Genomic DNA, 21,142 nt, shown 5'->3' with positions numbered 1-21,142 from the left:
TGCCCAAAAAACGTATCAGGCAATAACACCAACCTACAGAGGATTAAGCTATGTCAGTGATTGGAATAGAAAAATTAGAATTTGGCGTTGAAGACCTTAAAGCCTGCCAAAAATTTTTACATGACTTTGGCTTACACGTTTCTAACAATAATCCAAACGTGTTTACCACTCTATCAGGCGCCGAGCTGGCATTATTCCCCCTTGATGATGCTTCCCTTCCTGCACCTTTTGAAACGGGATCAACCTTAAGGCGCATTACATGGGGCGTTGAGAACCTCACTAACCTAAATCAAATTATTGATAATATTCAGGAATGTGATGGATTTGAGCGAACATCTTCTGGCGCACAATGCCGCGATCCTAATGGCATGACTGTCGCTTTTTGCCTTTCACAACAAAAAGACGTCCAACTCGACGTCACAGGTATCAATCAATGGGGAGACATTCGCCGCATTGATGAACCTAGCCCAATTTATGAAAAAGCTACACCTATTAACGTGGGTCATGTTGTTTTCTTTGTTGATAACCTCCTTGAAACAGAAGCATTTTATTGCCAAAAGCTGGGTTTCCAAGTTTCGGATCGCTACATCGATCGCGCCGTTTTCCTACGCGCTCAAATTAATGGCTGCCACCATAATTTGTTCTTACTCAAGTTACCGCATCGCGGCAGTGGCTTGAACCACGTTGCCTTTACTGTTCGGGATATTCACGAGGTGATTGGTGGGGGCTTAGCTATGAACCGCCATCATTGGAGTACCTTTATTGGTCCAGGTCGCCACCCGATTTCGTCCGCTTATTTTTGGTACGTCAATAGCCCAACGGGCGGCGCATTCGAATACTACACCAACGACGACTACCTCACGGAAAAATGGCAGCCAAGGGAACTGGAACACTCACTGGTTTCATTTACCGAATGGGCGGTTGAAGGTGGCTTAGATTATGAAACACGCCGCCAAGTTAAACCCGCCAAGGAGTCATAAGATGAGCACTCTAATTCAAGGCGGTATTGTCATTATTGGCGGTGGCCAAGCTGGTGGCTGGGCTGCAAAAACGCTCAGAGAACAAGGCTATCAAGGCACTATTTCGGTGATTAGTGATGAAAACCACGATTTTTACGAACGTCCTCCACTGTCAAAAGCAGTTCTCACGCAAGAAGACGCTGTTTTATCGCGTTTATTTAGTGAAGATGATACCCGAGCATTGAACCTGCAGTGGTTTCGACCCATTCGAGCCGAGCGAATTGATGCGCAAGCTAAGTGTGTTTATCTCAATGATGGGCGGTTAGTTAGCTTTGATAAACTGCTTATTGCAACAGGTGGCCGTCCTCGTTATTTATCAAAAGCATGGCAACAACACCCTAACGTATTTGCCCTACGCTCATGGGATGATGCCCAAGCACTACGCTCCAGCCTCTTATCCGCAAAAAAAATTGCCATCATTGGCGGTGGATGGATTGGCTTAGAAGTCGCAGCTTCTGCACGGGAAATGGGTCTTGATGTGACGATTTTTGAACGCCAAAACCGTCTGTGTGAGCGCAGTGTTCCGCAAAGTGTCTCCGACGCATTAGCGCAGCGCCATCATGAGGCTGGCGTACAGGTCATTACAGATTGTGGCGATATTCAATTGGTTGATGACAACGACGCTTTACAAATCGGTTGTCAAAAACACCCAACTCAGTCCTTTGACCTTGCCGTTATGGGGATTGGTGTTGAGCTCAACCTTGAGCTCGCAAAAGATGCGGGGTTAACGGTCACTCATGGCATCGTGATCGACGCTCAAGGGCAAACCTCGCACCCTGACATCTATGCCGCGGGGGATGTTGCATGCCACCCAACACTTTCTTTATGTTTGCAATCTTGGGCTTATGCGCAAAACCAAGCCATCACCACAGCAAAAGCGATGCTTAACCCGCAATCCGTAGGGTTTAATGAACCCGCTTGGCTTTGGTCTGATCAATACCAAGACAACATACAAATTTTAGGAGTCCCGAGCACACAGACTCTGCAACACATCCAACGCCACAGCGAAAATTCAGAGGTTCACTTTGCATTAAATGAAGCTAACGAATTGGTTCAAATGGTGGCGTTTAATGATGCTCGCGCGATCAAACTGGGTAAACGTTGGTTGCAAAGCCAGCGTAAATTGGTTCCCTCAGAGCTTGCCGACCCCACATTTTCACTAATGTCACTTAAATAGTGCCAGCGAGGAAAAAACATGGCAAATCAAAGTATCACGATACCCGCCAATGAAAATGCACAAAGTACGCAGGATACACCAGAAAAAGTGAACTGGCTGATCCCAATCGGCCTATTTTCCTGCGTTTTACTGGCATTTTTCGACAAAATTAGCATCGCTGCACTGTTTTCAGACGAAAAGTTCCAACAAGCGCTGGGGATCGATTTTGATCCCACTCGTTTAGGCTTATTGATGAGCGCTTTCTTATTCGCGTATGGCATTTCATCCATGTTACTGAGTGGGATTGGTGACCGCTTTCACCCCACAAAAATGTTGTTATTTATGATCAGCAGTTGGTGCTTCTTAATGATCTTTATGGGATTTACCCACCATTATGGCACCATGGTTTTCCTACGCGTATTACTCGGCATAGCCGAAGGGCCATTGTTAGCCATCGCCTATGCCATTATCCGCCGCACCTTCCCGCCCAAAATGCAGGCTCGAGCCACGATGCTCTGGTTGCTGGGCACTCCGCTAGGTGCAGCACTAGGCTTCCCTATTTCGTTGTATCTATTAAATAATTTTGGCTGGCAAAGCACCTTCTTCGTCATGGCAGCCTTTACCGTGCCCGTGTGGTGGTTGGTGGTCTTCGGAATTCGCCACCCAAATTTGGTCAATCGGAGTGCTCAGTTAAAAACAGCATCAGGGGAAAAACGACCCGAAGAACAAATTGCAGAAATGAAAGCTCATAAAAAACGCCTATTTCAAAATAGCCATTTTTGGATTATCTGCATATTCAACATTGCGTTTTTAGTCTATCTCTGGGGCATGAATGGCTGGTTACCAAGCTACTTAATTAAAGGGAAATCCATTCACTTGGAACACGCAGGGATCCTCTCTTCCCTCCCATTCATTGCCATGCTGTTTGGTGAAGCAATTGGCGCGTGGCTTTCTGACCGCTACGACCGCAGAGCCTTAGTGTGTTTTATCTCGTTGTTGGGTGCCGTGCTTGGTTTGGCGGGCGTGCTGTTCCTCACTGAGACCTACAGCATCATTTTAATGATGGCATTCAGCATGTTTATGTGGGGAGCTGGTGCTCCTAACATTTTCGCATTACTCGCTAAAGCAACACAAAAACAAGTCAGTGCCCTTGCTGGTGGGATATTCAATGGCCTTGGAAACCTTGCTGGCGCTGCCGCACCGCTATTAATGGGTGTGTTGATTACCGTTACCCACACTATGGATAGTGGGCTGTTATTTATCGTCATTATTGGTTTAGTGGGTAGCTTGTTATTGCTCCCCTTACTGAAAAAATACTAAACACTGCCTTTTTAGGAGATAACGCCATGTCACAACCTCAAATCAAACCACAAGGGATCCCAATGGCACAGTGGATTGAATCCCGAGTAGCCCGCCTTGAAGGGCGCAAATACGATTGGAACGCATTGAAATTCCAAGCCGATTACGACCCGAAATATCGCCGCGCACAAATGCGTTATATCGGCACTGGCGCAACAGGAGTCGCAAGCGATGTAAATACTGTTCCTGCAGAAAACTTCACCTTTTCCACCATGGTCTTACCCGCTAAGTGTGAAGGGCCGCTGCACTTGCACCCTGACGTTGAAGAAGTTTTTTTCATGCTAAAAGGCACCATCACGCTGTTTATCAAAGACGGTGATGAAGAATATGAAACGGTATTAAAAGAACGTGATTTGATTTCTGTCCCTGCGGGAATTTACCGCGGCTTATTCAATCACGGGGAAGAGGAGGCCTTAATGTGTGTGATGATTGGGACACAAAAACCCGCTATCCCAACATACCCAGAAGACCACCCACTATCAAAAGTGAAACGCGGATAACAGGAGTAATCAGTGATGAATCTGCCAATTGAAAATTTACCCGAGTTACAGCTTGCCAACTTTGGTCAATATCGCCTTAATTGGCGGGAGGCAGGCCAAGGTGAGCCAGTGATCCTCCTCCATGGTATCAGTTCAGGATCGGCATCATGGATTTCTCAACTGACGGCGTCATCACTGACTCATCACTATCATCTCTATTGTTGGGATGCGCCTGGCTATATGAATAGCCTTGAATTGGCGACAAAAACACCTGTAGCGCTGGATTACGCCGATGCGTTAGAAGCCTTTCTTGATGGACTGGATTTACAGCAAGTGACCCTCGTTGGCCACTCGCTGGGGGCTTTAATGGCCTGTGCTTTTGCCTCTTTGCATCCTCAGCGCGTCAATGGCTTATTTCTCGCTAACCCCGCACAAGGTTATGGAACAAAAAGCCTTGAAGAACGCAACCGCGTGTATGACCAAAGGCACGATATTGTGTTTAGCTCAGGCATCGAGGCTTATGCACAAAACCGCGCGGCAGCCTTACTTTCACCCACTGCTTCACAAGAAAAAATCGAGTGGGTGCAGCAAAATATGAGAAAACTCAACCCACCAGGTTTTTTATCCGCCGCTTGGATGCTGGCTCATGACGATATCAGCCTGTATTTAAAGGCCTATACTGGTGCGCTCGAAATGCTAGTTGGAGAAGAGGACACCATCACTCCGCCTTCGCAAGTCAGCCGATTAGCGCAGCAGAAGCAGTGTCCGCTGTTTTATGTTCCACAAGCGGGTCATGCGAGCTACCTTGACCAACCCGCTGAATTTAACCAGCACCTAACTCACTTTCTATCGGCCGCTTTGCAAAGGAAAAACGCATGAATTTACAATTAGATAACCGAGTGGCTGTCGTGACTGGCGGAAGCTCTGGCATTGGCTTTGCGACCGTCAAATTATTACTCGACGAAGGGTGCAAAGTGGCCTTTTGTGGTCGAAATAAAGATAAATTACAGGCTGCAACAACAAAATTAATGGCCTTATACCCACAAGGAAATTTTACCGCTGTAATCTGCGATGTATTAGATAAAACCCAAACAGAGGCCTTTGCTGAACAAGTTCACCAGCAATATGGGCACGTTGATTTACTAATTAACAATGCAGGTCAAGGTTATGTCGCCAGCTTTTCAGATACCCCTGAAGAAGCTTGGCTACATGAAGCCCAACTGAAATTATTTGGGGTGATAAACCCAGTGAATGCATTCTTACCACTCTTAGAACAGTCCAATATCGCATCAATTACCTGCGTGAATTCATTGCTAGCATTGCAACCTGAGCCACACATGGTCGCAACCTCCGCTGCAAGAGCCGCATTATTAAACATGACACTGAATTTATCTAAGACATTGTTACCTAAAGGTATCCGTGTCAATTCCATCTTACTTGGCATGGTGGAATCAGACCAATGGCGACGCCGTTTCGAAAATCGCAGCGATACAGACCTCACATGGGAACAATGGATAGGCAACATCGCCAAAAACCGCGGCATTCCCATGCAGCGCTTGGGTAAACCTGAAGAACCTGCTCGTGCACTGGTTTTCTTAGCATCCCCGATGGCGTCGTTTACCTCAGGTGCCGCTTTGGATGTCTCTGGTGGCTTTGCCCATCAAATTTAAAGGATTGAAATATGAAAACGTTAATGCTAATTGGCTATGGCGCGATGGTAGAAGAGGTGATTACTCGCTTACCTCGTGGAATAACGCTGCGCTGGATTGTGGCACGCGCGCATCACCACGAAGCTATTCTTAAGCGCTTTCATGGGGAAGTCACCCCGATTGAGGATATCAACCAAGTTAATGAAAAACCCTCTCTTGTGTTGGAATGTGCTAGCCATCAAGCCGTTAAACAGTACGCCCCCCTCGTTTTACAAAAGGGCTGGCGACTAGCAATTATTTCAACGGGTGCACTCGCTGACACCACAACGGCACAACATTTAACCGCGTTAGCCAAACAACATCATGGGCAATTAATTCCGCTAACCGGAGCAATTGCAGGGCTTGATGGGCTGCGTGCAGCGAAAGAGGCCAATATTACGCAGGTAACTTATCAATCACGCAAAAGCCCAGCGAGTTGGCGTAATGGCCCCGCCGAACAATTTATCGACTTATCCCAAGTAACTGAAGCGACTGTATTTTTTACGGGTAGTGCTCGGGAGGCCGCACTTAACTTCCCAGCGAATGCCAATGTTGCTGCAACCGTTGCCCTTTACGGAATCGGTATGGATGACACACAAGTACAGTTAATTGTTGACCCAAACACGAGAAAAAATACCCATCGCATTGAAGTACAAGGTGATTTTGGGCAATTTTGCATCGAACTCAATGGCAACCCACTTCCCTCTAACCCTAAAACATCCATGTTGTCAGCACTGAGTGCGGTGGCGATTTGCCGCCATGTTGCTGAACAGGATGCCATTTGACGGAGTACATCATGAATAAAATGGATATTTTTGTCGGCGGAAAATGGCAATTGGGCCGTGGCAAAGAGATGCAATCGCGTTTTCCTGGCGACAACCATATTGTCGCAACCCTAAATAGCGCTAGCCTTGAAGATGTCGAGGATGCGGTTGTAGCCGCAGAAGCCGCATGGCGAGAGCCTTCATGGCGAAATATGCCCGCCCACCAGCGTGCGGCTATTTTATATAAAGTCAGCACCTTAATTGACGAACAGCGCGAAGAATTAACCCACTTACAAACATTAGATAACGGAAAACCCTGGGCTGAAGCCCGTGGCCTTGTGATAAGTGCAGCGGCTACCGCACGTTATTTTGCTGCGGTTTGTGAAGTGTTGGGTGGAGAGCTTCCCCCTCGCCGCCAGACGGATATCATGACAATAAGTACTTACCAACCTATTGGCGTTATTGCAGCGATCACGCCGTGGAACTCACCGATTGCCAGTGATATGCAAAAAATTGCCCCTGCAATTGCCGCAGGAAACGCCGTTATTTTGAAACCTGCGGAGGCAACGCCACTAATTTCGTTAAAACTCGCTGAAATCTTTGAGCAAGCGGGCTTACCTAGCGGCTTGTTAAGCGTACTGCCTGGAAAAGGCTCAATTATCGGGGATGCCCTCGTACGCCACCCTTTAGTACGAAAAATATCCTTCACAGGGGGCACCAATACAGGGCGACAACTGGCGCATATTGCGGCAGATAAACTGATCACCACCTCGTTAGAATTAGGCGGAAAATCCCCGACGATCGTGTTATCCGATGCCGACCTTGACCTTGCTGCTCACGGTGTTTGCTACGGCATTTTTAGTTCGATGGGGCAAGCGTGCATTGCAGGTTCACGTTTATTTGTCGCCCGTGATATCTACGATAAATTTATGGAAAAACTCACCGTATTAACCCAAAACCTAATTATCGGTGACCCTCGCCAAGAACGAGTACACATTGGCCCATTAATTTCCCCTGCTCACCGCGATAGCGTTCAGGCGTACGTTGATCTGGCCATTCAAGAAGGTGGAGAAATTCGTCTTGGCGGGAAAATCCCTTCAGACCCAGCCCTGCAATCGGGGAACTATTATTGCCCCACCATTATTGAAGGCTTAAATAACCAAACACGTGTTTGCCAAGAAGAAATCTTTGGCCCTGTTTTGGTTGTTATCCCCTTTGATAACGAAGATGAACTCATTCAAGAAGCCAATGACTCCGTGTATGGTCTCGCGGCAGGGATTTGGACGCGTGATTATACCCGCGCCTTTAAACTTGCTGATGCTCTTGAAACAGGCACCGTTTGGATCAACACCTACAAAGTTTTTTCTATTTCAACCCCATTTGGTGGCTTCAAGGAAAGTGGTCTTGGTCGCGAAAAAGGTATCGAAAGCCTCAAGGCCTATATGCAACAAAAAAGTCTGTTTCTGGCACTTAACCCACAACCAAACCGTTGGTGTGAATAACCAATCCGTTAAAGGATTATTCAAGCATTTAGGAGAATATAATGTCTGACATGATTACGGTTGGCGAAGCCGTCGCCAGAACATTAGAGCAATACCAAGTCACCACGGTTTACGGTGTCATTTCGATTCATAATTTACCCATTGCTGATGCAATTGGCCGCCGCGGGATCATCGACTTTACCCCAAGCCGTGGCGAAGCGGGCGCAGTGACAATGGCTGATGCCCATAGCCGTTTTCGCGGGTTAGGTGTGGCATTAACCAGTACAGGAGCGGGCGCAGGGAATGCCGTTGGTTCAATGATTGAAGCGATGAATGCGTGTTCACCGATGATCCATATTACGGGTCAGGTGGAAAAAGCCTATTTAGATATGGATGCAGGGTTTATCCATGAAACCCCAGATCAACTCAGCTTCCTGCGAGCAAGTTCCAAGCAAGCTTTTCGCGTACACAGTGCAGAGCAAGCGATCTCCGTCTTACACAAAGCTATCCAAGTCGCTCAAACTGTGCCTTGCGGCCCCGTATCTATTGAAATCCCAATCGATATTCAAAGTGCTCAAGTGCCTATTTCCGTATTAAGCCCCCCCGTTGTTCCCTCGGTATTACCTGCATGCAACGCATCTCACGTCGACACTATTTGGGAGAAACTTCAACAAGCCAAACAGCCATTATTGTGGATTGGCACAGGGGCATTACAAGCCACTGATGCCGTAAAACGTTTAGCAAATCAAGGTATTGCCGTGATTAGTAGTACCCACGGACGCGGGATTCTGCCCGATGACCACCCTTTTAGCTTACGCGCCTTTCATAATGCAGATTCCATCGATGCCTTAATGCGCAACTGTGATTTGTCCTTAGTAGTTGGTTCCCGTTTGCGCAGCAATGAAACCAAAACATGGTCATTGCCCTTACCGCGCCCGCTGATCCAACTTGATATTGATCCTCAAGCTGCCAATCGAAATTATATTGCTGATATCAATATTACTGGCGATGCTAAAGCCTTACTGGAAGCACTGGCAGACAAAATGGAGCTCGCCAAGCGCCCTGTATCTGATTCTTGGAAAAAACAGGTACAAGACGCCGTTCAGCAAGCTGAGCAACAACTACGTGAACAATGCGGTGCTTATAGTGGCCTCAGTGATGCTGTCGAACAAATTCTACCAAAAGACGGTATTTTTGTGCGCGATATTACGGTCTCAGGGAGCTTATGGGGCAGTCGGTTATTAAAAGCCACTGAGCCAATGCACAATATTCACTCCCTTGCTGGCGCAATTGGCTTGGGTCTCGCAATGTCGATTGGCAGCGCAAAAGCCAACCCAGATACCTCGGTTATTGGCCTTGTCGGTGATGGCGGTTTGATGTTAGGGATTGGCGAACTGGCCACCATGGCACAAGAACAACTTCCTATCGTATTGATTATTATGAATGATAATGGATATGGCGTGATGCGAGGCATTCAGGAAAAATATTTCTCAGGTAGGCAATATTACAATGAATTACTGACGCCTTCATTCAATCAATTAGCTCAATCTATGGGTATTACTGCATTTACCATCGACAAAGCCACTGATTTTAAACCCACCCTCCAGCAAGCTATTGATTTAAAAAAACCTGTCGTGGTCGAGGTTCTCATGGATAAAATCGGCAAAATGAATTTCTCAGGCCCACCACAGAAAAAGTTGTTTTAATTGATTTAGACCCAACCAGAGCAGCTAAAGGCTGCTCTTTTTGTTTGTATGCCAACCCATCAGATACAAAAAAGCCACTTGCTAAGAAGTGGCTTAATGCGCTGATTTAACAGCTAAAATTTGGTGGCCCCTACTGGACTTGAACCAGTGACCAATCGATTATGAGTCCTTTAAATCATCTATCAAAAACAATGATTTACTTTATTTTCAATTAGTTAATTAACGAATAAAATCGAATAAATACGATGATTGGGTTTCTGTGCTGCCATTTTGCTGCCATTATTTTATTTTTTGCAGCGGGTTAAACTCTATAGCTTCTGAAAGGTGATTAGGTGAAAAGTGCGAATACCGCATTGTCATTTTTATATCGGTGTGTCCTAGTATTCTTTGTAAAACTAATATATTTCCACCGGACATCATAAAGTGAGAAGCGAAGGTGTGACGTAAAACATGGGAAGATTGCCTTTCTGGTAGTTCAATTTCTGTTCGACCAAGAGCCGAACGGAATGCAGAATAACAGGATTTAAATAACCGAGCATTTCCCTTACCTCTGGGTAATTCGTTTGCTAATTCATCACTAATTGGAATAGAACGATTCCGCTTACCTTTTGTCTTCGTATATGTAATTGTATTATTTCGAATCTGTGCTGCTGTCAGACTTTCAGCTTCTGACCATCTAGCACCTGTTGCAAGACAAATTTTAACGACGTGAATTAAATCCTTGGATGTGCTTTTCTCACATTCTGAAAGTAATAACCTGATTTCATCATCATTAAGAAAAGCCATTTCTTGTTCATCGGTTTTATATGAACGAACTTTTGCCAGCGGGTGTTCTTTTGTCCATTCATCCAATCGAATCAATTCATTGAACATTGCCCTAAAGTAAGCCAGTTCTAAATTAACAGTGCGTGGAGTGACAGTTTTTAATCTATCTGTTCGTGTAATTTCACCACTCAAACGCTTTTCACGATATAAGGAAAAAATCTTGGCATTAAATTCAGTGGCGAAAGGATCTCCCATAGCTTCGCAGGCAAACATCATTAAAGATTTACGCTTTTCACCATCACCAAGCGTCACTCCATGGGCGCGAAACCAAGTTTCAACTAATTCGGTAAGCTTGCGTTTATCTTGTTTTTCGCCAAGCCAAGGCTTATCTTGTGATTCATCAAGAATATGACGTTCAAATGCAATGGCCTCCCCTTTGGTTGTGAAAATCTTACGGACTCTTTTTCCGTCACGACCATTAGGAAAACATTGGACTAACCACCGTCCATCAGGCTGTTTTTTAACGGTCATATCTTTTGCCGCAGTCCTCTACTAGCTTATAGTATGATTTAGCTAGCCTTTCTTTTGACTCCATCATCAGTTCTTTTCCTGCATCATCTTTTGATTGCATATAAATATCCAATGATTTAACAAAATTATTAGCTTCCAATATTGAAGTCATACCTAAATAAATTGGGTTATCGCTAGAAACTGTTTTATATTGGTTATACTTTTTAGCAACTTTCGATATTTTTTTGGGATAAACGTGTTTATACCAAGCTGAAAACTCATTATGAGTTACCGTTGTATTTTTTAAAGTCTCACCGTCATTAACAGCCATTTCCATTCCTTCGGCCATTATACTTCCAGCATCATCAAAGATATCGGTAGCAATACTACAATCCTCACTCATTGAGAATGCAGTTGATGAAATAGCGAATACACCTAAGAATAAAATAGTTTTCATTTTATATCCCTACAAGTTCTCAATGACAGTAGTAACTCGACCAATAATAGAAATATCCTTTAAATCACAATCAAAAGCCATGCCGACACCCGATACCCGAACTCTCTGCATTGGCATTCTAGTGAGTTCTCTAATGCTTATTTTATCATCAATGCGAACTAACCATTTACCGTCGTATACCTCGCCAAATTTGCGGTCAACAATAAAATAATTCTGTCCATCTTGAACCATAATTGGTTCGCTAGGAAAAGGTGCACCTTGTTTGAATAAAACTTTATCAAACATAGCTATACCAGCATCGAATTCCTCACCATCAATAATTTTGTATTTTTTAAAACGAAGTATATCTAGCTCTTCATCATCAAATTTTTTACCTTGCCCTGTAGCAAGCCATTCAAGACTTACGCCAGTTTCAGCAACGCACCTTACTACTAAGTCCGCCGGAAAATTATCTCTTTTATATCTCCCCGCAAGACTGCTAGAAGCCATTTCAAAATGCTGAGCCAACATTAGTTTGGAGCCAAACCCATAAGCTTCAATAATACGGTCGAGAACTGGCGCGCTCTCGCCAAACATTTCTAAATGAAATTTTCCCATAGTCATACCGTCCATATTCGCAAAAAGCTACAATAAACTTGACTTGTAGTTAAATACGAAATAGACTCGCCTCATGTTGTAGTTTTATACGAATAGAATCGAATAAAAACGGATAAAACCTAAATAGGAGATTTTGCACTATGCGCCCTAATATTACAATCACCATTACTGAGCCTTACCTCACTATAGAAGCCTACTGTGAAAGGTTTGGCATGGCTAAAAGTACAGTTACTGACATGATTAAAGATGGTCGCTTACCTGTACGCAAAAAACATAAAGATATGAAAAATGGTCGTGTTTTTATAAATATGGCAAAGCTAACCGTTGAAGCATTATCAGACTGTGATATTTCGCTTAATGCGTAATTAATTATTCGCTTTAGGAGAATAAAAGCCATGTTTGATTATCAAGCTTCCAAACAATCACACTTTGACAATGCATGCCGTACTTTTGCGATTACGCACAAAGGTGACCTTGTTCAGATAGCGGAAGCAATCGGCATGAATGCGCAAATGTTGCGTAACAAGTTAAACCCTGAACAGCCGCACCAATTTACATGGGGCGATTTAGTTAAAGTTACTGATGCAACAGAAGACGCAACTTTAATTGATGGTTTATTAGAGCAGCTTCAATGCCAGCCGTCTGTACCTTTGAATAATGCGACTGAGGGTAATTTTCCAGCGTATATTTTAAATGCAACGGCAGAGGTCGGAAAGTTAGCAAGCCAAGCGGTTTTAGGTGGTCATATTAATAATGCCCGTTCCGCTGAAATTAAACAGAGCGTAAATAATGCGATCCGTTGTTTAGCATTAGTTGGTGTGACAATTTCAGCCCGTTTACATTCATCCCCTGCGTTTGTATCAGCGATTGATACCGTTGTGGGATTCAGTCAAGCAATGGTGTGAGGTAATTATGTGCAATAAAAAAAGTGATTTAGAAAAGTTAGCTGAAATGACAGGAAAAAACATTGTAATAACACCATCACAAGAAAAGCTTAAGGGTGATGTTTTTAAAAGAGTATCAGAAAAAGCAACATTGAAAAAAGAACTTTTAAATCAAATTTTTTATTCAATGAATATATGTTCATTAGATATTGGTGCAGTTTATGAAGTACTTAATGATGTTCGTAACGAGTTTGATTACGGACTAGGTAATGATGAAATTCCATTCTGAGGAATAAGAAATGACTCAAGCACATAAACAGCAGTACAAATATAAAGTCACTGGTGACTCATTTAAACGTTTAGAAGAAATCAGCTCAAACAAAAAAGATGGTTCATTGAAATATATTGTTCCCGTTATTTTGTTTGCAACTGTTTATTTAATTTCTAGAATATAGGTAATTACTATGAGACAGAACCCAGCAATACTTGAACAGCGTTACATGCCAATGTCTATAGGTCAGCGTGTACACGGTATCAATAAAGTATGTGAAGTTAAATCTAAAACCTCGGGATTAGAGAACAAAGAATTAAAGTCATTTATAAAAGAAATGCGTGACCGCTTTAATGAAGACCATAAAAATAATAAAAAACTTTTAGCTGTTATATTTTTCATGGCTGAAATTGATAAGTCTAGACATGGTTGTCAATTTGAAGATTTCACTTCAAAAGAAATATTTAATATTGTTAAAGCCATTAATTATATTAAAGGCTCAAGCGCCTTATTACCTAAAAATTTAACCTTACCACTCAACTAAATAATACCCAATTAAGTAAGTGACGTTATCGCGTCAGGGATTTTTACATTCTAAATTTAGGAATTAAATAAATGAATATACCAGAACCAACATTTACACCTGTAGTTGATATGGGGAACGGTGAAGATGTCACAATGATTGCTGTTATTCAAGCTAACCGTGAAGATGAAAAAAATGCACGCTCAATTATTTTTGCTTCTCGTTTACGTCGTCTTTCATTGCAGGTTATTCGCGACAAGCTCGACTATGGACAGATAGCGCAGTTATTGGAGAGTGAAGCTAATCACATCGAAAATCAGGCGGTGGCGCAATGAAATTATTTTGCCTTGCTGGTTTACATAAATGGACTTTATATAAAAAAAATCTTCATCAGTTTCAATCATTGAATGGATTACAACCATATATCGATTTTCATTATGGCTGTAACCGTTGTGGAAAAACAAAGGTTGAGTCACGTAATGAAGGCTATTGGGCAACATTCAAAGCCGAACATTTAAACCATGATTTAGGTGACAAATGACGGAACATAATAGCGACGTATATATTTCAATACGTCGCAACCAAGAAGCAAATAAGCCAGGGTTGCCGAAATCAGCGACTCTGGCTGAACGCATTATGTGGGATGCAAATAAAGATGATGCTGAGTGGCGTCATGAAATTATTTCGCATGTTCCCGATTTCCTATCAATTTACTTTGCCACTAAATACGCACGCCTTTTTAATCAAAAAGGTCGTCGTCGTGCCAATGAATTTTTACGCAAAACAGCTAAGAATGTATTGCCACGATTCGAACGTGTCATGAAACAGTATGAATTTAAACATCATGTTTCAGGTGACAGGCCATTCCCTTTTATTGAACAACTCGAAAATATCGCGCAGTTAGATAGAACGGTTATCAAAACCTTGGCAAATGAAATTGCCAGTTTTATGAGCGATAACTATGAGGCTGCAACAAAGCAATACGCCAACAGCGACCCAAAAGATGAATGTGAAGCCCGTCAGCGTCTTGATAAAACTTACGCTTTCCTTGCTAAATTAACATTGCAGTCGGGCACTCAGCCGCCATATTGGCAACAATTTAACAAAGGTAGGATTAGGCCAAGTGAAGATAAACTTTGCGCGGCATTGCTTCGCATGTTTGATGTTGTTTGGTGGTATCGTCGTTTAAAACGTTTATGTGACCTGAAACGTGAGCACCTTGCTATCGCGATTGGTCAAGTTCAAAAGTCCGCATCCCCTTATGTTTCAAAAACAACCTTGCATCGTTGGGTAGAACAAAAGCGTTCCAACTGGCAATTTCTTAAAGACTTTGAATTGCAAGACGAAGACGGCAACCGAACCGAACTTACAAAAATGGTTTTAGGTAGTGTGGCAAACCCTGCCGTTCGTCGTTGTGAGTTAATGGCACGCATGCGCGGGTTTGAAGACCTCGCAAATGAAATGGGCTGTGATGGTGAGTTCTACACAATGACCGCTCCATCAAAATACCATTCCGCTTATCAAGCAGGTGGTTTTGTTGATAATTGGAACGGATGTGATCCAAGAGCAACCCAAAAATATCTGTGTAAAACGTGGGCGAAAATACGTGCGGCTTATAGCCGTGCGGGTATCCGTGTTTTTGGTTTTCGTGTTACTGAGCCACACCATGATGGTACGCCACACTGGCATATGTTGTTGTTTGTTATGCCTGAGCAGAAAAAACAATTACGTTCTATTTTTAGCCACTATGCACGTTTAGAAGATAGAGACGAACTTACCACACCTAAAGCATTAAGAGCCCGTTTCCACGTTGAACCTATCGACGAAAGAAAAGGTAGTGCAACTGGCTATATCGCTAAATACATTTCAAAAAATATCGACGGTTACGCGATGGACGATGAAGTCGATAAGGAATCAGGCCAGAAGTGCAAAGACATGGCGCGTGCAGTTTCCGCTTGGGCTTCTCATTGGAAGATTCGCCAATTTCAACAAATAGGCGGTGCGCCTGTGTCTGTATGGCGTGAATTACGCCGTATGGGTGATGATACAGAAGCATCAACAGGTTTGGATGTTGAGTTTGCCGAAGTCCATAAGGCCGCAGACACAAGCAATTGGAGCGAATACACCAAATTGCAAGGTGGTGCCTTTGTACGTCGTGCCGACCTTATCGCCCGTCTATGGTATGAGCGTGAAGAAAAGACCAACGCCTATGGTGAGCCTGTCGATTGTATCAAGGGTGTTTATTGTACTTTGGTAGGTAATGACTCCCCATTAATTACCCGTATTAAGAGCTGGCAGATTGTGCCGAAGTTAGCCGAAGCGACAGCGGAGGCTGGTTTTGATGGCGCGATTAGCGCCCCTTGGAGTTCTGTCAATAACTGTACGCAGGCACGGAGGACGATTAAAGACAAAGAAACGGTTATTCCCGATATTGTGAGAAAAGCCAAAGAAATTGGCATCACATTAGACCCCGAAAAAGACCCTTTCATGATCCATTCGATAGCAAAAGGGGCAATTTATACAGAGAACGGTCAAAGCGTGAGGTTTCATGCGAATGGCCATATTCAAAAAATCATCACTAAAGCAGATAAAAAACAAAAATTACTGGCTCGGTGTGAGTCGGCTATATCTCGAATTCAACAAAGGATAAAAGAAAATGGCAAAAACAGCAGCAGAGCGCAAAGCGGAACAGCGTAAAAGACAAAAAGACAGTGGCGAAACTAAATTTGAGTTGATTGTTGATAACCAAGAACTAGAAATGTTACGCCAAAATTGTGTATTACGGCGACCAGGGCGAGAGCCTTACGATATGAATGAATACATTCAATTACTGATTATTAAAGACAACCAAGAGCTGACAGAAAAATATAAACAGCTTTCTAATGAGTGTTGCGGTAAATGTGGAGAGAGTTTGCCTGTTGCTGAGTGTTGTTTGTCGGGAGCAGCAGACTGTTGGAACACCAAAGGTTGGCATGAATTATCATTAAGTAAAATTGGCGTGACATGTCACGAAATTAAAAGTTAGACATACATTTAATGTAACTCTTTAATAAAAAAGATTTTTTTATTTTTTTGACTTATACAGTGTTCCCCTGTGGTTTAATTTATGTATACTGTATAAATATCCAGTATACAAATGGGAATTTGAATATGAGCGATTTGTTACAAGAATCAATGACGTTTGAACGTATTAGTGTTATTGCTAAATTAGGGAGTTTAGAGGGGTGTAATCACAATGAGCGCCAGGTTGTATTAGGGCTGATTACTGAACTTGCAGATAATGCAATAGAAGCGATATCAAAGAAAGATGATAAAAAAATCAGGCTGCTCAATAGCAGCCACCACGATTCAAAAGCAATTACACAGTAGATGAATTTAAAAGACCAAGCGCCAATTGGCGCTGATGGGGATTGAAATTTTCAATCATAGTTTGAATGTGTTCATCACTTTTCGCACTCGGGCTTATGGTATGACTAAAAGTGATATTTAAAACGTAAGTGTGACCGCATTCAACATCATTACAGGCGCAGTAAACGTCTGAAATTTCACGATGTTTGCGATTCGATTTGCGAATTGTCGCGCGGTGTCCACAGACAGGACAGAATATTTTTAACACTTGCATGTTCCGACGCTCCGATTGTTGATAACGTCTTAATTTTACCCTATTTTTAGGCATTATTCATTTTCCTTGGCGATATTTTGACGAAAATTTAATTTTAATAATGCGTTATTGCCGATTTCTCTATTTATCGCATTCATAAATAGATTTTGCACGGGGATAACTTCATCTTGTCGGTACGCTTCCCTTGCTTTTAAGGGGTCACCTAAGCCGCCAGAGCCTAAACCAGGAATGATACCAGCAAGGCCAGCAGGGAAACGGTGAGCATTCAGAATGTCTTGCGCACTAATACTTTTCACATTACTAAATTCATCGTTTGCAGAAATGTCCCCCACAGGAATAAACTTGATGCCGTCAGGGTCGCCATTCGGCACACTCACAAACATAGTTTCAAAATTACCAATCCCCTTGCTTTGGCTGAGTTTTTGGATAATTTGTTCTTCTACTTCGTCGGTCATATTCGGGTCATTACAGTAAATCATCCCGCCCGTATGTGCCCCATTGTGGTAATAACGGCGACGGAATATGGTAGCTTCACTGTTCAATAATGCTGCGTGAATGCCCCCGATATAATCGGGTAGGCCATAGACTTGCTGTTGCGGGTCATACATTTTGATATAAATGATTTCATCAGGGCTATAAACTAACGGTTCCCCCTCTTGTAAAATGACAAAATCCCCATCTTTCCGCCTGCGTAAATAAAGTGAGGGTAAAACTTCCAATTCGATGGTTTCCCCCCAACCGTTACGCACTTTTAAAATAGCCACATCGCCAAATAAAAAGTAATTAAAGACAGCCGCTTTTAATTGCTCATGGGTTAGGCCACCGCCAATATAATCACTGGTGACCATATTATGACGGGCGTAAAGAACGCCGCCATGTTGCCCATTTAAATTCACCAATTGTGCCAGGGCTTCACGGTCTATTGGGGGTGTCCAATGGTCAAAATCATTGTCATACCAGATATTTTTATAATCGGTATGCGTCGTTAGAATAGGTGTTGGCTTGCCTAGTGTGATGCTAAAGCCTTTAGAGGGGGCTTTAGTCGGTTGCACCATTTGTTTGCGTGAATTCCGTTTCTTTTTCATTATGCGGCCTTTGGTAATATATATTTGGATTTGCGCTTTTTATCCGTATTAAGCGGCTCTTTAATCACAGCATGAGATGTCGCCCAGAAAACATCGGCGTGGCCTGTTTCTTGTGTTCTGTCAGCAACAAATGTCATTGCGCCCCCTTTTCCCGTGGTTGTGTGGCGAATGCATAAAAATGACGCGGGGATTTCTTTCTGATCCATATCCCATTCAATGCGTTCCTCGTCGATAATATCTATCATTTTCATCACAAGCTGCGTTTTCATTTGCAGACTATAAAGAATGGGTTGTGTGATACGTGGTGCAAAATCCTGCACCATCTCATATACGGATTGACCTATCCCTGTAGTATCAATGCCAATGTGTGTAAAGCGATATTTTTTGGTTAAGTCTTCAATCAATTTGGCTTGATGTCGCCAGCTAAAGCCCTGCCAGTAAAATGTCGCTAAAACCCTAAACACTTCGGGTACCATCATAGGCGGGGCAACAATAACAAACGTTGATGTGTCACCAGAACGCGCTGGGTCATAACCGCCCCATACTTCACGGTTACCAAATGGTCGCGGGTCGTTGGGTTTATGGTCTTCCCATAAATTCACATCAACGCCACATTTTTCTAGCTGGTCATATTTAAAGACGGATGCGCCACTGTCGATAAATACGCACATATACAACATGTTGAATGTATCAAGGTTGTAGCGTTGTCGTAGCTTATCAATAGACGCTAAGTTAAAGCCGCCCTTAATAGCATCTTCAAGGGTAATAACGTAGCGCCATTGTCCATCGGGGCAATCACGCCCCCCGTCACGCATTTCTTTTTCGCTGGGAAACTCAATTTTTTTACGCTTGGGGTCATTGCCGCGCCATTCGTCACCAATCCAAAATTTATAGCCTGCATGCGTTTTAGAGCTAGGTGTTGATAAATAGGTAGTGCGCCATTTGTCGTGTGTCGCCATAGCTGACGCCACGTCATTTAAGCGTTTAAAATCAGGTACCCACAAATATTCATCGCAATACAAGTGACCGCTGTAAGATTGGGCGGTGTTTTTATTCGTAGAAAGAAAGCGTAATTCTGCCCCATTACTTAATTTGATAGGGTTACCCGTTAATGTCACTCCGAAAAATTTTTCGGCAATATTGACAATATAAGACCGAAAAACTTCGGCTTGTGGGCGTGATGCTGATAGAAAAATCTGCGGGTCACCCGTTAAACAGGCATTTTCAAAAGCTTCAAAAGCAAAGTACCATGTTGCCCCGATTTGACGGCTTTTTAAAATATTACGAATGGATTTTGTAATATTAATGCGTAAATGTTTTTGGTAGCCGAACAGCATTTCATCGGCGAATCGTTGGAAATCTTCTGGGGTGAGGCTGGAAATGTCATTTTTGCGATAGCGTTTCTTTTTCTTCGGCTCACCAGTGTCGTCAGAGACATAATCGCCCCGACCTTGCATGTCCGATATTTGTGATTTTAACGCCGCCATTTTTTCAGCGTGCTTATTCGCTTGCGCCATTAATTTAACGTGGCTAGCAATTAATCGGTCTAATTCATCTAATTCAAGCTCCGTTTTTTTATTTCGCTCGCTCAATAAAGCAATGCGGCGGTTAATTGCTTCAATCACACTTTCATGACTGAGCATATCAGCCCAATTCCATTTTTCTGCCCAATAGTAAACAATCCGACGATTAGGCAGGCTTAATTCCTCCGCGATTTCCGCTGGAGTGTAGCGTCGCAAATATAACGATTTTGCGACCTGTATTTTTGCATCCGTGTATTTAGCCATAGTAGATGCATTGTGCCCCGACCTTTGAGCGCTGGCATTAAGCAGCTTTCGGCAAAGGATTTATAACCGAATCGAACTTGTCGCCAGTGAAAAAAATGTGGGCAATACTGAGCACCTAACGAAATGGAAGCAATAAACCCAAGGACGGGAGCAACATGTAAATGTCGCAATTGAGAACAACATGGTTATGTATCGCGACTGAGGGCGAAACAGCAGACGGGAGAGAAATCCTTCGTGATGAACTTCTGGATATAGCAGAAACCTACGACCCAGAACTGTATACAGCTTTGATTTGGGAAGGACATAGAACACAGGGACAGAAACGCGGCGATCCTCTTGGTGAAGTTTTAGCGCTTCGCGCTGAATATGACGACGCAAAAGTATTACATTTATATGCAATTTTACGCCCTTACATTCGCTTACTTGAAGCTAATAGCCAAAATAGATTGCTTTTTACTTCCATTGAAATGCAGTTGAATTGGCGAGGTACGGGCAAAACTTACATGGATGGCCTAGCGGTAACGGATGAGCCAGCTAGTGTGGGAACAACGCGGCTACAATTTAGCCGTCAGGACAATCAAAGGACAGAAGATATGAGTAAATGGCGTAAAAAATTTGGGATTGAAGAACCGCAACCAGCCCCTCAACCTACCAGTATCGCTGATGACGAGACCTTAGCGGAAATGGCGAAAGAGCTAGATGCCGCATTACGCGAAATTGAATCATTAAAACAACAGCTTGCCGAAACGAAAGTAGAAGTGAGTGACGCGCAAGACGATATTGACAAAGTCAAAGAGGTTGTTGATACGGAAGATTTTGCAAAATTACGTGATAACTTGCCTAACATTGTGAAAAACTTTAGCAAATTAGATAAGGCTGTTACAACAAAGCCAAATCTGAACCCTAACGGAAACAAAAACGCACGTTTTAATTTCCTGTAATAGAAAATAAAACAAAAGTTAGGTTTCATTAGGAAAAAAGGAAAGGAA

General features: G+C 43.1%; 26 protein-coding genes. 20 read left to right on the top strand and 6 right to left on the bottom strand.

The genetic code is table 11. The features are described from left to right. The first annotated feature begins 50 nt into the window (after positions 1 to 50). Genes PR808_RS10695 through PR808_RS10655 form a run of 9 tightly spaced genes read left to right on the top strand, consistent with a single transcriptional unit; the run spans position 51 to position 9,652 of the window. The gene (locus PR808_RS10695; protein ID WP_272539271.1) at positions 51 to 980 is read left to right on the top strand and encodes a VOC family protein; all 930 of its coding nucleotides are present in this window, start codon (positions 51 to 53) and stop codon (positions 978 to 980) included. 1 nt (position 981) lies between these two features. Then, a complete protein-coding gene (locus tag PR808_RS10690; protein WP_272539270.1) occupies positions 982 to 2,196 on the top strand; it encodes an NAD(P)/FAD-dependent oxidoreductase in 1,215 nt (404 codons plus the stop codon). Between the two features lie 18 nt (positions 2,197 to 2,214). Beyond that, positions 2,215 to 3,495 (top strand): MFS transporter, encoded by a 1,281-nt coding sequence (locus tag PR808_RS10685; protein ID WP_272539269.1) that lies wholly within the window; start codon positions 2,215 to 2,217, stop codon positions 3,493 to 3,495. 26 nt (positions 3,496 to 3,521) lie between these two features. After that, positions 3,522 to 4,034 (top strand): cupin domain-containing protein, encoded by a 513-nt coding sequence (locus PR808_RS10680; RefSeq protein WP_206083618.1) that lies wholly within the window; start codon positions 3,522 to 3,524, stop codon positions 4,032 to 4,034. Positions 4,035 to 4,049: 15 nt separating this feature from the next. Then, entirely contained in the window at positions 4,050 to 4,892 is an 843-nt protein-coding gene (locus tag PR808_RS10675) for an alpha/beta fold hydrolase (RefSeq protein WP_272539299.1), read from the top strand. After that, positions 4,889 to 5,683 (top strand): SDR family oxidoreductase, encoded by a 795-nt coding sequence (locus PR808_RS10670; RefSeq protein WP_272539268.1) that lies wholly within the window; start codon positions 4,889 to 4,891, stop codon positions 5,681 to 5,683. The genes PR808_RS10675 and PR808_RS10670 overlap by 4 nt, the downstream gene beginning before the upstream one ends. Positions 5,684 to 5,694: 11 nt before the next feature. Further along, positions 5,695 to 6,486, top strand: coding sequence for an aspartate dehydrogenase (locus PR808_RS10665; protein WP_272539267.1), 792 nt, complete (start codon positions 5,695 to 5,697; stop codon positions 6,484 to 6,486). 11 nt (positions 6,487 to 6,497) lie between these two features. After that, complete coding sequence (locus PR808_RS10660) at positions 6,498 to 7,967, top strand: aldehyde dehydrogenase (protein WP_206083612.1); 1,470 nt, start codon at positions 6,498 to 6,500, stop codon at positions 7,965 to 7,967. Between the two features lie 41 nt (positions 7,968 to 8,008). Continuing rightward, entirely contained in the window at positions 8,009 to 9,652 is a 1,644-nt protein-coding gene (locus PR808_RS10655; RefSeq protein WP_272539266.1) for a thiamine pyrophosphate-binding protein, read from the top strand. A 279-nt stretch (positions 9,653 to 9,931) separates the two neighbouring features. On the opposite strand, the gene PR808_RS10650 is transcribed toward PR808_RS10655, so the two are convergent. The 3 genes from PR808_RS10650 to PR808_RS10640 are packed head-to-tail and all read right to left on the bottom strand — an operon-like array spanning position 9,932 to position 11,981. Beyond that, on the bottom strand, positions 9,932 to 10,948 hold the full coding sequence (locus tag PR808_RS10650; RefSeq protein WP_272539265.1) for a phage integrase: 1,017 nt from the start codon (positions 10,946 to 10,948) through the stop codon (positions 9,932 to 9,934). Next, complete coding sequence (locus PR808_RS10645; protein WP_272539264.1) at positions 10,938 to 11,384, bottom strand: hypothetical protein; 447 nt, start codon at positions 11,382 to 11,384, stop codon at positions 10,938 to 10,940. Before PR808_RS10645 ends, PR808_RS10650 begins: the two co-directional genes overlap by 11 nt. 9 nt (positions 11,385 to 11,393) lie before the next feature. Then, positions 11,394 to 11,981 (bottom strand): phage repressor protein CI, encoded by a 588-nt coding sequence (locus PR808_RS10640; protein WP_272539263.1) that lies wholly within the window; start codon positions 11,979 to 11,981, stop codon positions 11,394 to 11,396. A 140-nt stretch (positions 11,982 to 12,121) separates the two neighbouring features. Between PR808_RS10640 and PR808_RS10635 the strand changes: the two genes are divergently transcribed. From PR808_RS10635 to PR808_RS10590, 10 genes are all read left to right on the top strand, one after another. Then, positions 12,122 to 12,346 (top strand): helix-turn-helix transcriptional regulator, encoded by a 225-nt coding sequence (locus PR808_RS10635; protein WP_109911726.1) that lies wholly within the window; start codon positions 12,122 to 12,124, stop codon positions 12,344 to 12,346. Between the two features lie 30 nt (positions 12,347 to 12,376). Continuing rightward, a complete protein-coding gene (locus tag PR808_RS10630) occupies positions 12,377 to 12,886 on the top strand; it encodes a phage regulatory CII family protein (protein WP_272539262.1) in 510 nt (169 codons plus the stop codon). A 7-nt stretch (positions 12,887 to 12,893) separates the two neighbouring features. After that, positions 12,894 to 13,154, top strand: a complete 261-nt coding sequence (locus PR808_RS10625) for a hypothetical protein (RefSeq protein ID WP_272539261.1) — start codon at positions 12,894 to 12,896, stop codon at positions 13,152 to 13,154. Between the two features lie 10 nt (positions 13,155 to 13,164). Continuing rightward, the gene (locus tag PR808_RS10620) at positions 13,165 to 13,320 is read left to right on the top strand and encodes a hypothetical protein (protein WP_176489318.1); all 156 of its coding nucleotides are present in this window, start codon (positions 13,165 to 13,167) and stop codon (positions 13,318 to 13,320) included. Positions 13,321 to 13,329: 9 nt separating this feature from the next. Further along, complete coding sequence (locus PR808_RS10615) at positions 13,330 to 13,680, top strand: DUF5347 family protein (protein ID WP_255254537.1); 351 nt, start codon at positions 13,330 to 13,332, stop codon at positions 13,678 to 13,680. Between the two features lie 71 nt (positions 13,681 to 13,751). Then, positions 13,752 to 13,994 (top strand): DUF2732 family protein, encoded by a 243-nt coding sequence (locus PR808_RS10610; RefSeq protein ID WP_272539260.1) that lies wholly within the window; start codon positions 13,752 to 13,754, stop codon positions 13,992 to 13,994. Further along, positions 13,991 to 14,200: a hypothetical protein gene (locus tag PR808_RS10605; RefSeq protein WP_272539259.1), complete on the top strand. Its 210-nt coding sequence runs from the start codon at positions 13,991 to 13,993 to the stop codon at positions 14,198 to 14,200. Before PR808_RS10610 ends, PR808_RS10605 begins: the two co-directional genes overlap by 4 nt. Beyond that, entirely contained in the window at positions 14,197 to 16,356 is a 2,160-nt protein-coding gene (locus tag PR808_RS10600) for a replication endonuclease (protein WP_272539258.1), read from the top strand. Before PR808_RS10605 ends, PR808_RS10600 begins: the two co-directional genes overlap by 4 nt. Then, entirely contained in the window at positions 16,316 to 16,684 is a 369-nt protein-coding gene (locus tag PR808_RS10595) for a hypothetical protein (RefSeq protein WP_272539257.1), read from the top strand. Before PR808_RS10600 ends, PR808_RS10595 begins: the two co-directional genes overlap by 41 nt. A gap of 125 nt (positions 16,685 to 16,809) precedes the next feature. Further along, positions 16,810 to 17,028, top strand: coding sequence for a hypothetical protein (locus tag PR808_RS10590; protein ID WP_215954173.1), 219 nt, complete (start codon positions 16,810 to 16,812; stop codon positions 17,026 to 17,028). Here PR808_RS10590 and PR808_RS10585 read toward each other — a convergent pair. From PR808_RS10585 to PR808_RS10575, 3 genes are read right to left on the bottom strand one after another with little or no spacing between them, the layout of a single operon-like run. Then, complete coding sequence (locus PR808_RS10585) at positions 17,018 to 17,335, bottom strand: ogr/Delta-like zinc finger family protein (RefSeq protein ID WP_420794217.1); 318 nt, start codon at positions 17,333 to 17,335, stop codon at positions 17,018 to 17,020. The two genes, PR808_RS10590 and PR808_RS10585, sit on opposite strands and share 11 nt — an antisense overlap. Next, positions 17,335 to 18,366 (bottom strand): phage portal protein, encoded by a 1,032-nt coding sequence (locus tag PR808_RS10580; protein WP_215954174.1) that lies wholly within the window; start codon positions 18,364 to 18,366, stop codon positions 17,335 to 17,337. Before PR808_RS10580 ends, PR808_RS10585 begins: the two co-directional genes overlap by 1 nt. Then, complete coding sequence (locus PR808_RS10575) at positions 18,366 to 20,153, bottom strand: terminase large subunit domain-containing protein (protein WP_215954175.1); 1,788 nt, start codon at positions 20,151 to 20,153, stop codon at positions 18,366 to 18,368. The genes PR808_RS10580 and PR808_RS10575 overlap by 1 nt, the downstream gene beginning before the upstream one ends. Positions 20,154 to 20,314: 161 nt before the next feature. On the opposite strand from PR808_RS10575, the gene PR808_RS10570 reads away from it, so the two are divergent. Next, positions 20,315 to 21,094: a GPO family capsid scaffolding protein gene (locus PR808_RS10570; protein WP_215954176.1), complete on the top strand. Its 780-nt coding sequence runs from the start codon at positions 20,315 to 20,317 to the stop codon at positions 21,092 to 21,094. Positions 21,095 to 21,142: the final 48 nt, after the last annotated feature.

Source organism: Providencia sp. PROV197 (assembly GCF_028479625.1).
Lineage (GTDB): Bacteria > Pseudomonadota > Gammaproteobacteria > Enterobacterales > Enterobacteriaceae > Providencia > Providencia vermicola.
The sequence above is the reverse complement of the archived record's forward strand: the minus strand, read 5'-3'. Positions and strand labels throughout refer to the sequence as shown.

Coding starts and splice junctions, on each gene's coding strand:
- PR808_RS10695 (WP_272539271.1), top strand. CDS start 51: ATGTCAGTGATTGGAATAGAAAAATTAGAATTTGGCGTTGAAGACCTT.
- PR808_RS10690 (WP_272539270.1), top strand. CDS start 982: ATGAGCACTCTAATTCAAGGCGGTATTGTCATTATTGGCGGTGGCCAA.
- PR808_RS10685 (WP_272539269.1), top strand. CDS start 2,215: ATGGCAAATCAAAGTATCACGATACCCGCCAATGAAAATGCACAAAGT.
- PR808_RS10680 (WP_206083618.1), top strand. CDS start 3,522: ATGTCACAACCTCAAATCAAACCACAAGGGATCCCAATGGCACAGTGG.
- PR808_RS10675 (WP_272539299.1), top strand. CDS start 4,050: ATGAATCTGCCAATTGAAAATTTACCCGAGTTACAGCTTGCCAACTTT.
- PR808_RS10670 (WP_272539268.1), top strand. CDS start 4,889: ATGAATTTACAATTAGATAACCGAGTGGCTGTCGTGACTGGCGGAAGC.
- PR808_RS10665 (WP_272539267.1), top strand. CDS start 5,695: ATGAAAACGTTAATGCTAATTGGCTATGGCGCGATGGTAGAAGAGGTG.
- PR808_RS10660 (WP_206083612.1), top strand. CDS start 6,498: ATGAATAAAATGGATATTTTTGTCGGCGGAAAATGGCAATTGGGCCGT.
- PR808_RS10655 (WP_272539266.1), top strand. CDS start 8,009: ATGTCTGACATGATTACGGTTGGCGAAGCCGTCGCCAGAACATTAGAG.
- PR808_RS10650 (WP_272539265.1), bottom strand. CDS start 10,948: ATGACCGTTAAAAAACAGCCTGATGGACGGTGGTTAGTCCAATGTTTT.
- PR808_RS10645 (WP_272539264.1), bottom strand. CDS start 11,384: ATGAAAACTATTTTATTCTTAGGTGTATTCGCTATTTCATCAACTGCA.
- PR808_RS10640 (WP_272539263.1), bottom strand. CDS start 11,981: ATGGGAAAATTTCATTTAGAAATGTTTGGCGAGAGCGCGCCAGTTCTC.
- PR808_RS10635 (WP_109911726.1), top strand. CDS start 12,122: ATGCGCCCTAATATTACAATCACCATTACTGAGCCTTACCTCACTATA.
- PR808_RS10630 (WP_272539262.1), top strand. CDS start 12,377: ATGTTTGATTATCAAGCTTCCAAACAATCACACTTTGACAATGCATGC.
- PR808_RS10625 (WP_272539261.1), top strand. CDS start 12,894: ATGTGCAATAAAAAAAGTGATTTAGAAAAGTTAGCTGAAATGACAGGA.
- PR808_RS10620 (WP_176489318.1), top strand. CDS start 13,165: ATGACTCAAGCACATAAACAGCAGTACAAATATAAAGTCACTGGTGAC.
- PR808_RS10615 (WP_255254537.1), top strand. CDS start 13,330: ATGAGACAGAACCCAGCAATACTTGAACAGCGTTACATGCCAATGTCT.
- PR808_RS10610 (WP_272539260.1), top strand. CDS start 13,752: ATGAATATACCAGAACCAACATTTACACCTGTAGTTGATATGGGGAAC.
- PR808_RS10605 (WP_272539259.1), top strand. CDS start 13,991: ATGAAATTATTTTGCCTTGCTGGTTTACATAAATGGACTTTATATAAA.
- PR808_RS10600 (WP_272539258.1), top strand. CDS start 14,197: ATGACGGAACATAATAGCGACGTATATATTTCAATACGTCGCAACCAA.
- PR808_RS10595 (WP_272539257.1), top strand. CDS start 16,316: ATGGCAAAAACAGCAGCAGAGCGCAAAGCGGAACAGCGTAAAAGACAA.
- PR808_RS10590 (WP_215954173.1), top strand. CDS start 16,810: ATGAGCGATTTGTTACAAGAATCAATGACGTTTGAACGTATTAGTGTT.
- PR808_RS10585 (WP_420794217.1), bottom strand. CDS start 17,335: ATGCCTAAAAATAGGGTAAAATTAAGACGTTATCAACAATCGGAGCGT.
- PR808_RS10580 (WP_215954174.1), bottom strand. CDS start 18,366: ATGAAAAAGAAACGGAATTCACGCAAACAAATGGTGCAACCGACTAAA.
- PR808_RS10575 (WP_215954175.1), bottom strand. CDS start 20,153: ATGGCTAAATACACGGATGCAAAAATACAGGTCGCAAAATCGTTATAT.
- PR808_RS10570 (WP_215954176.1), top strand. CDS start 20,315: ATGTCGCAATTGAGAACAACATGGTTATGTATCGCGACTGAGGGCGAA.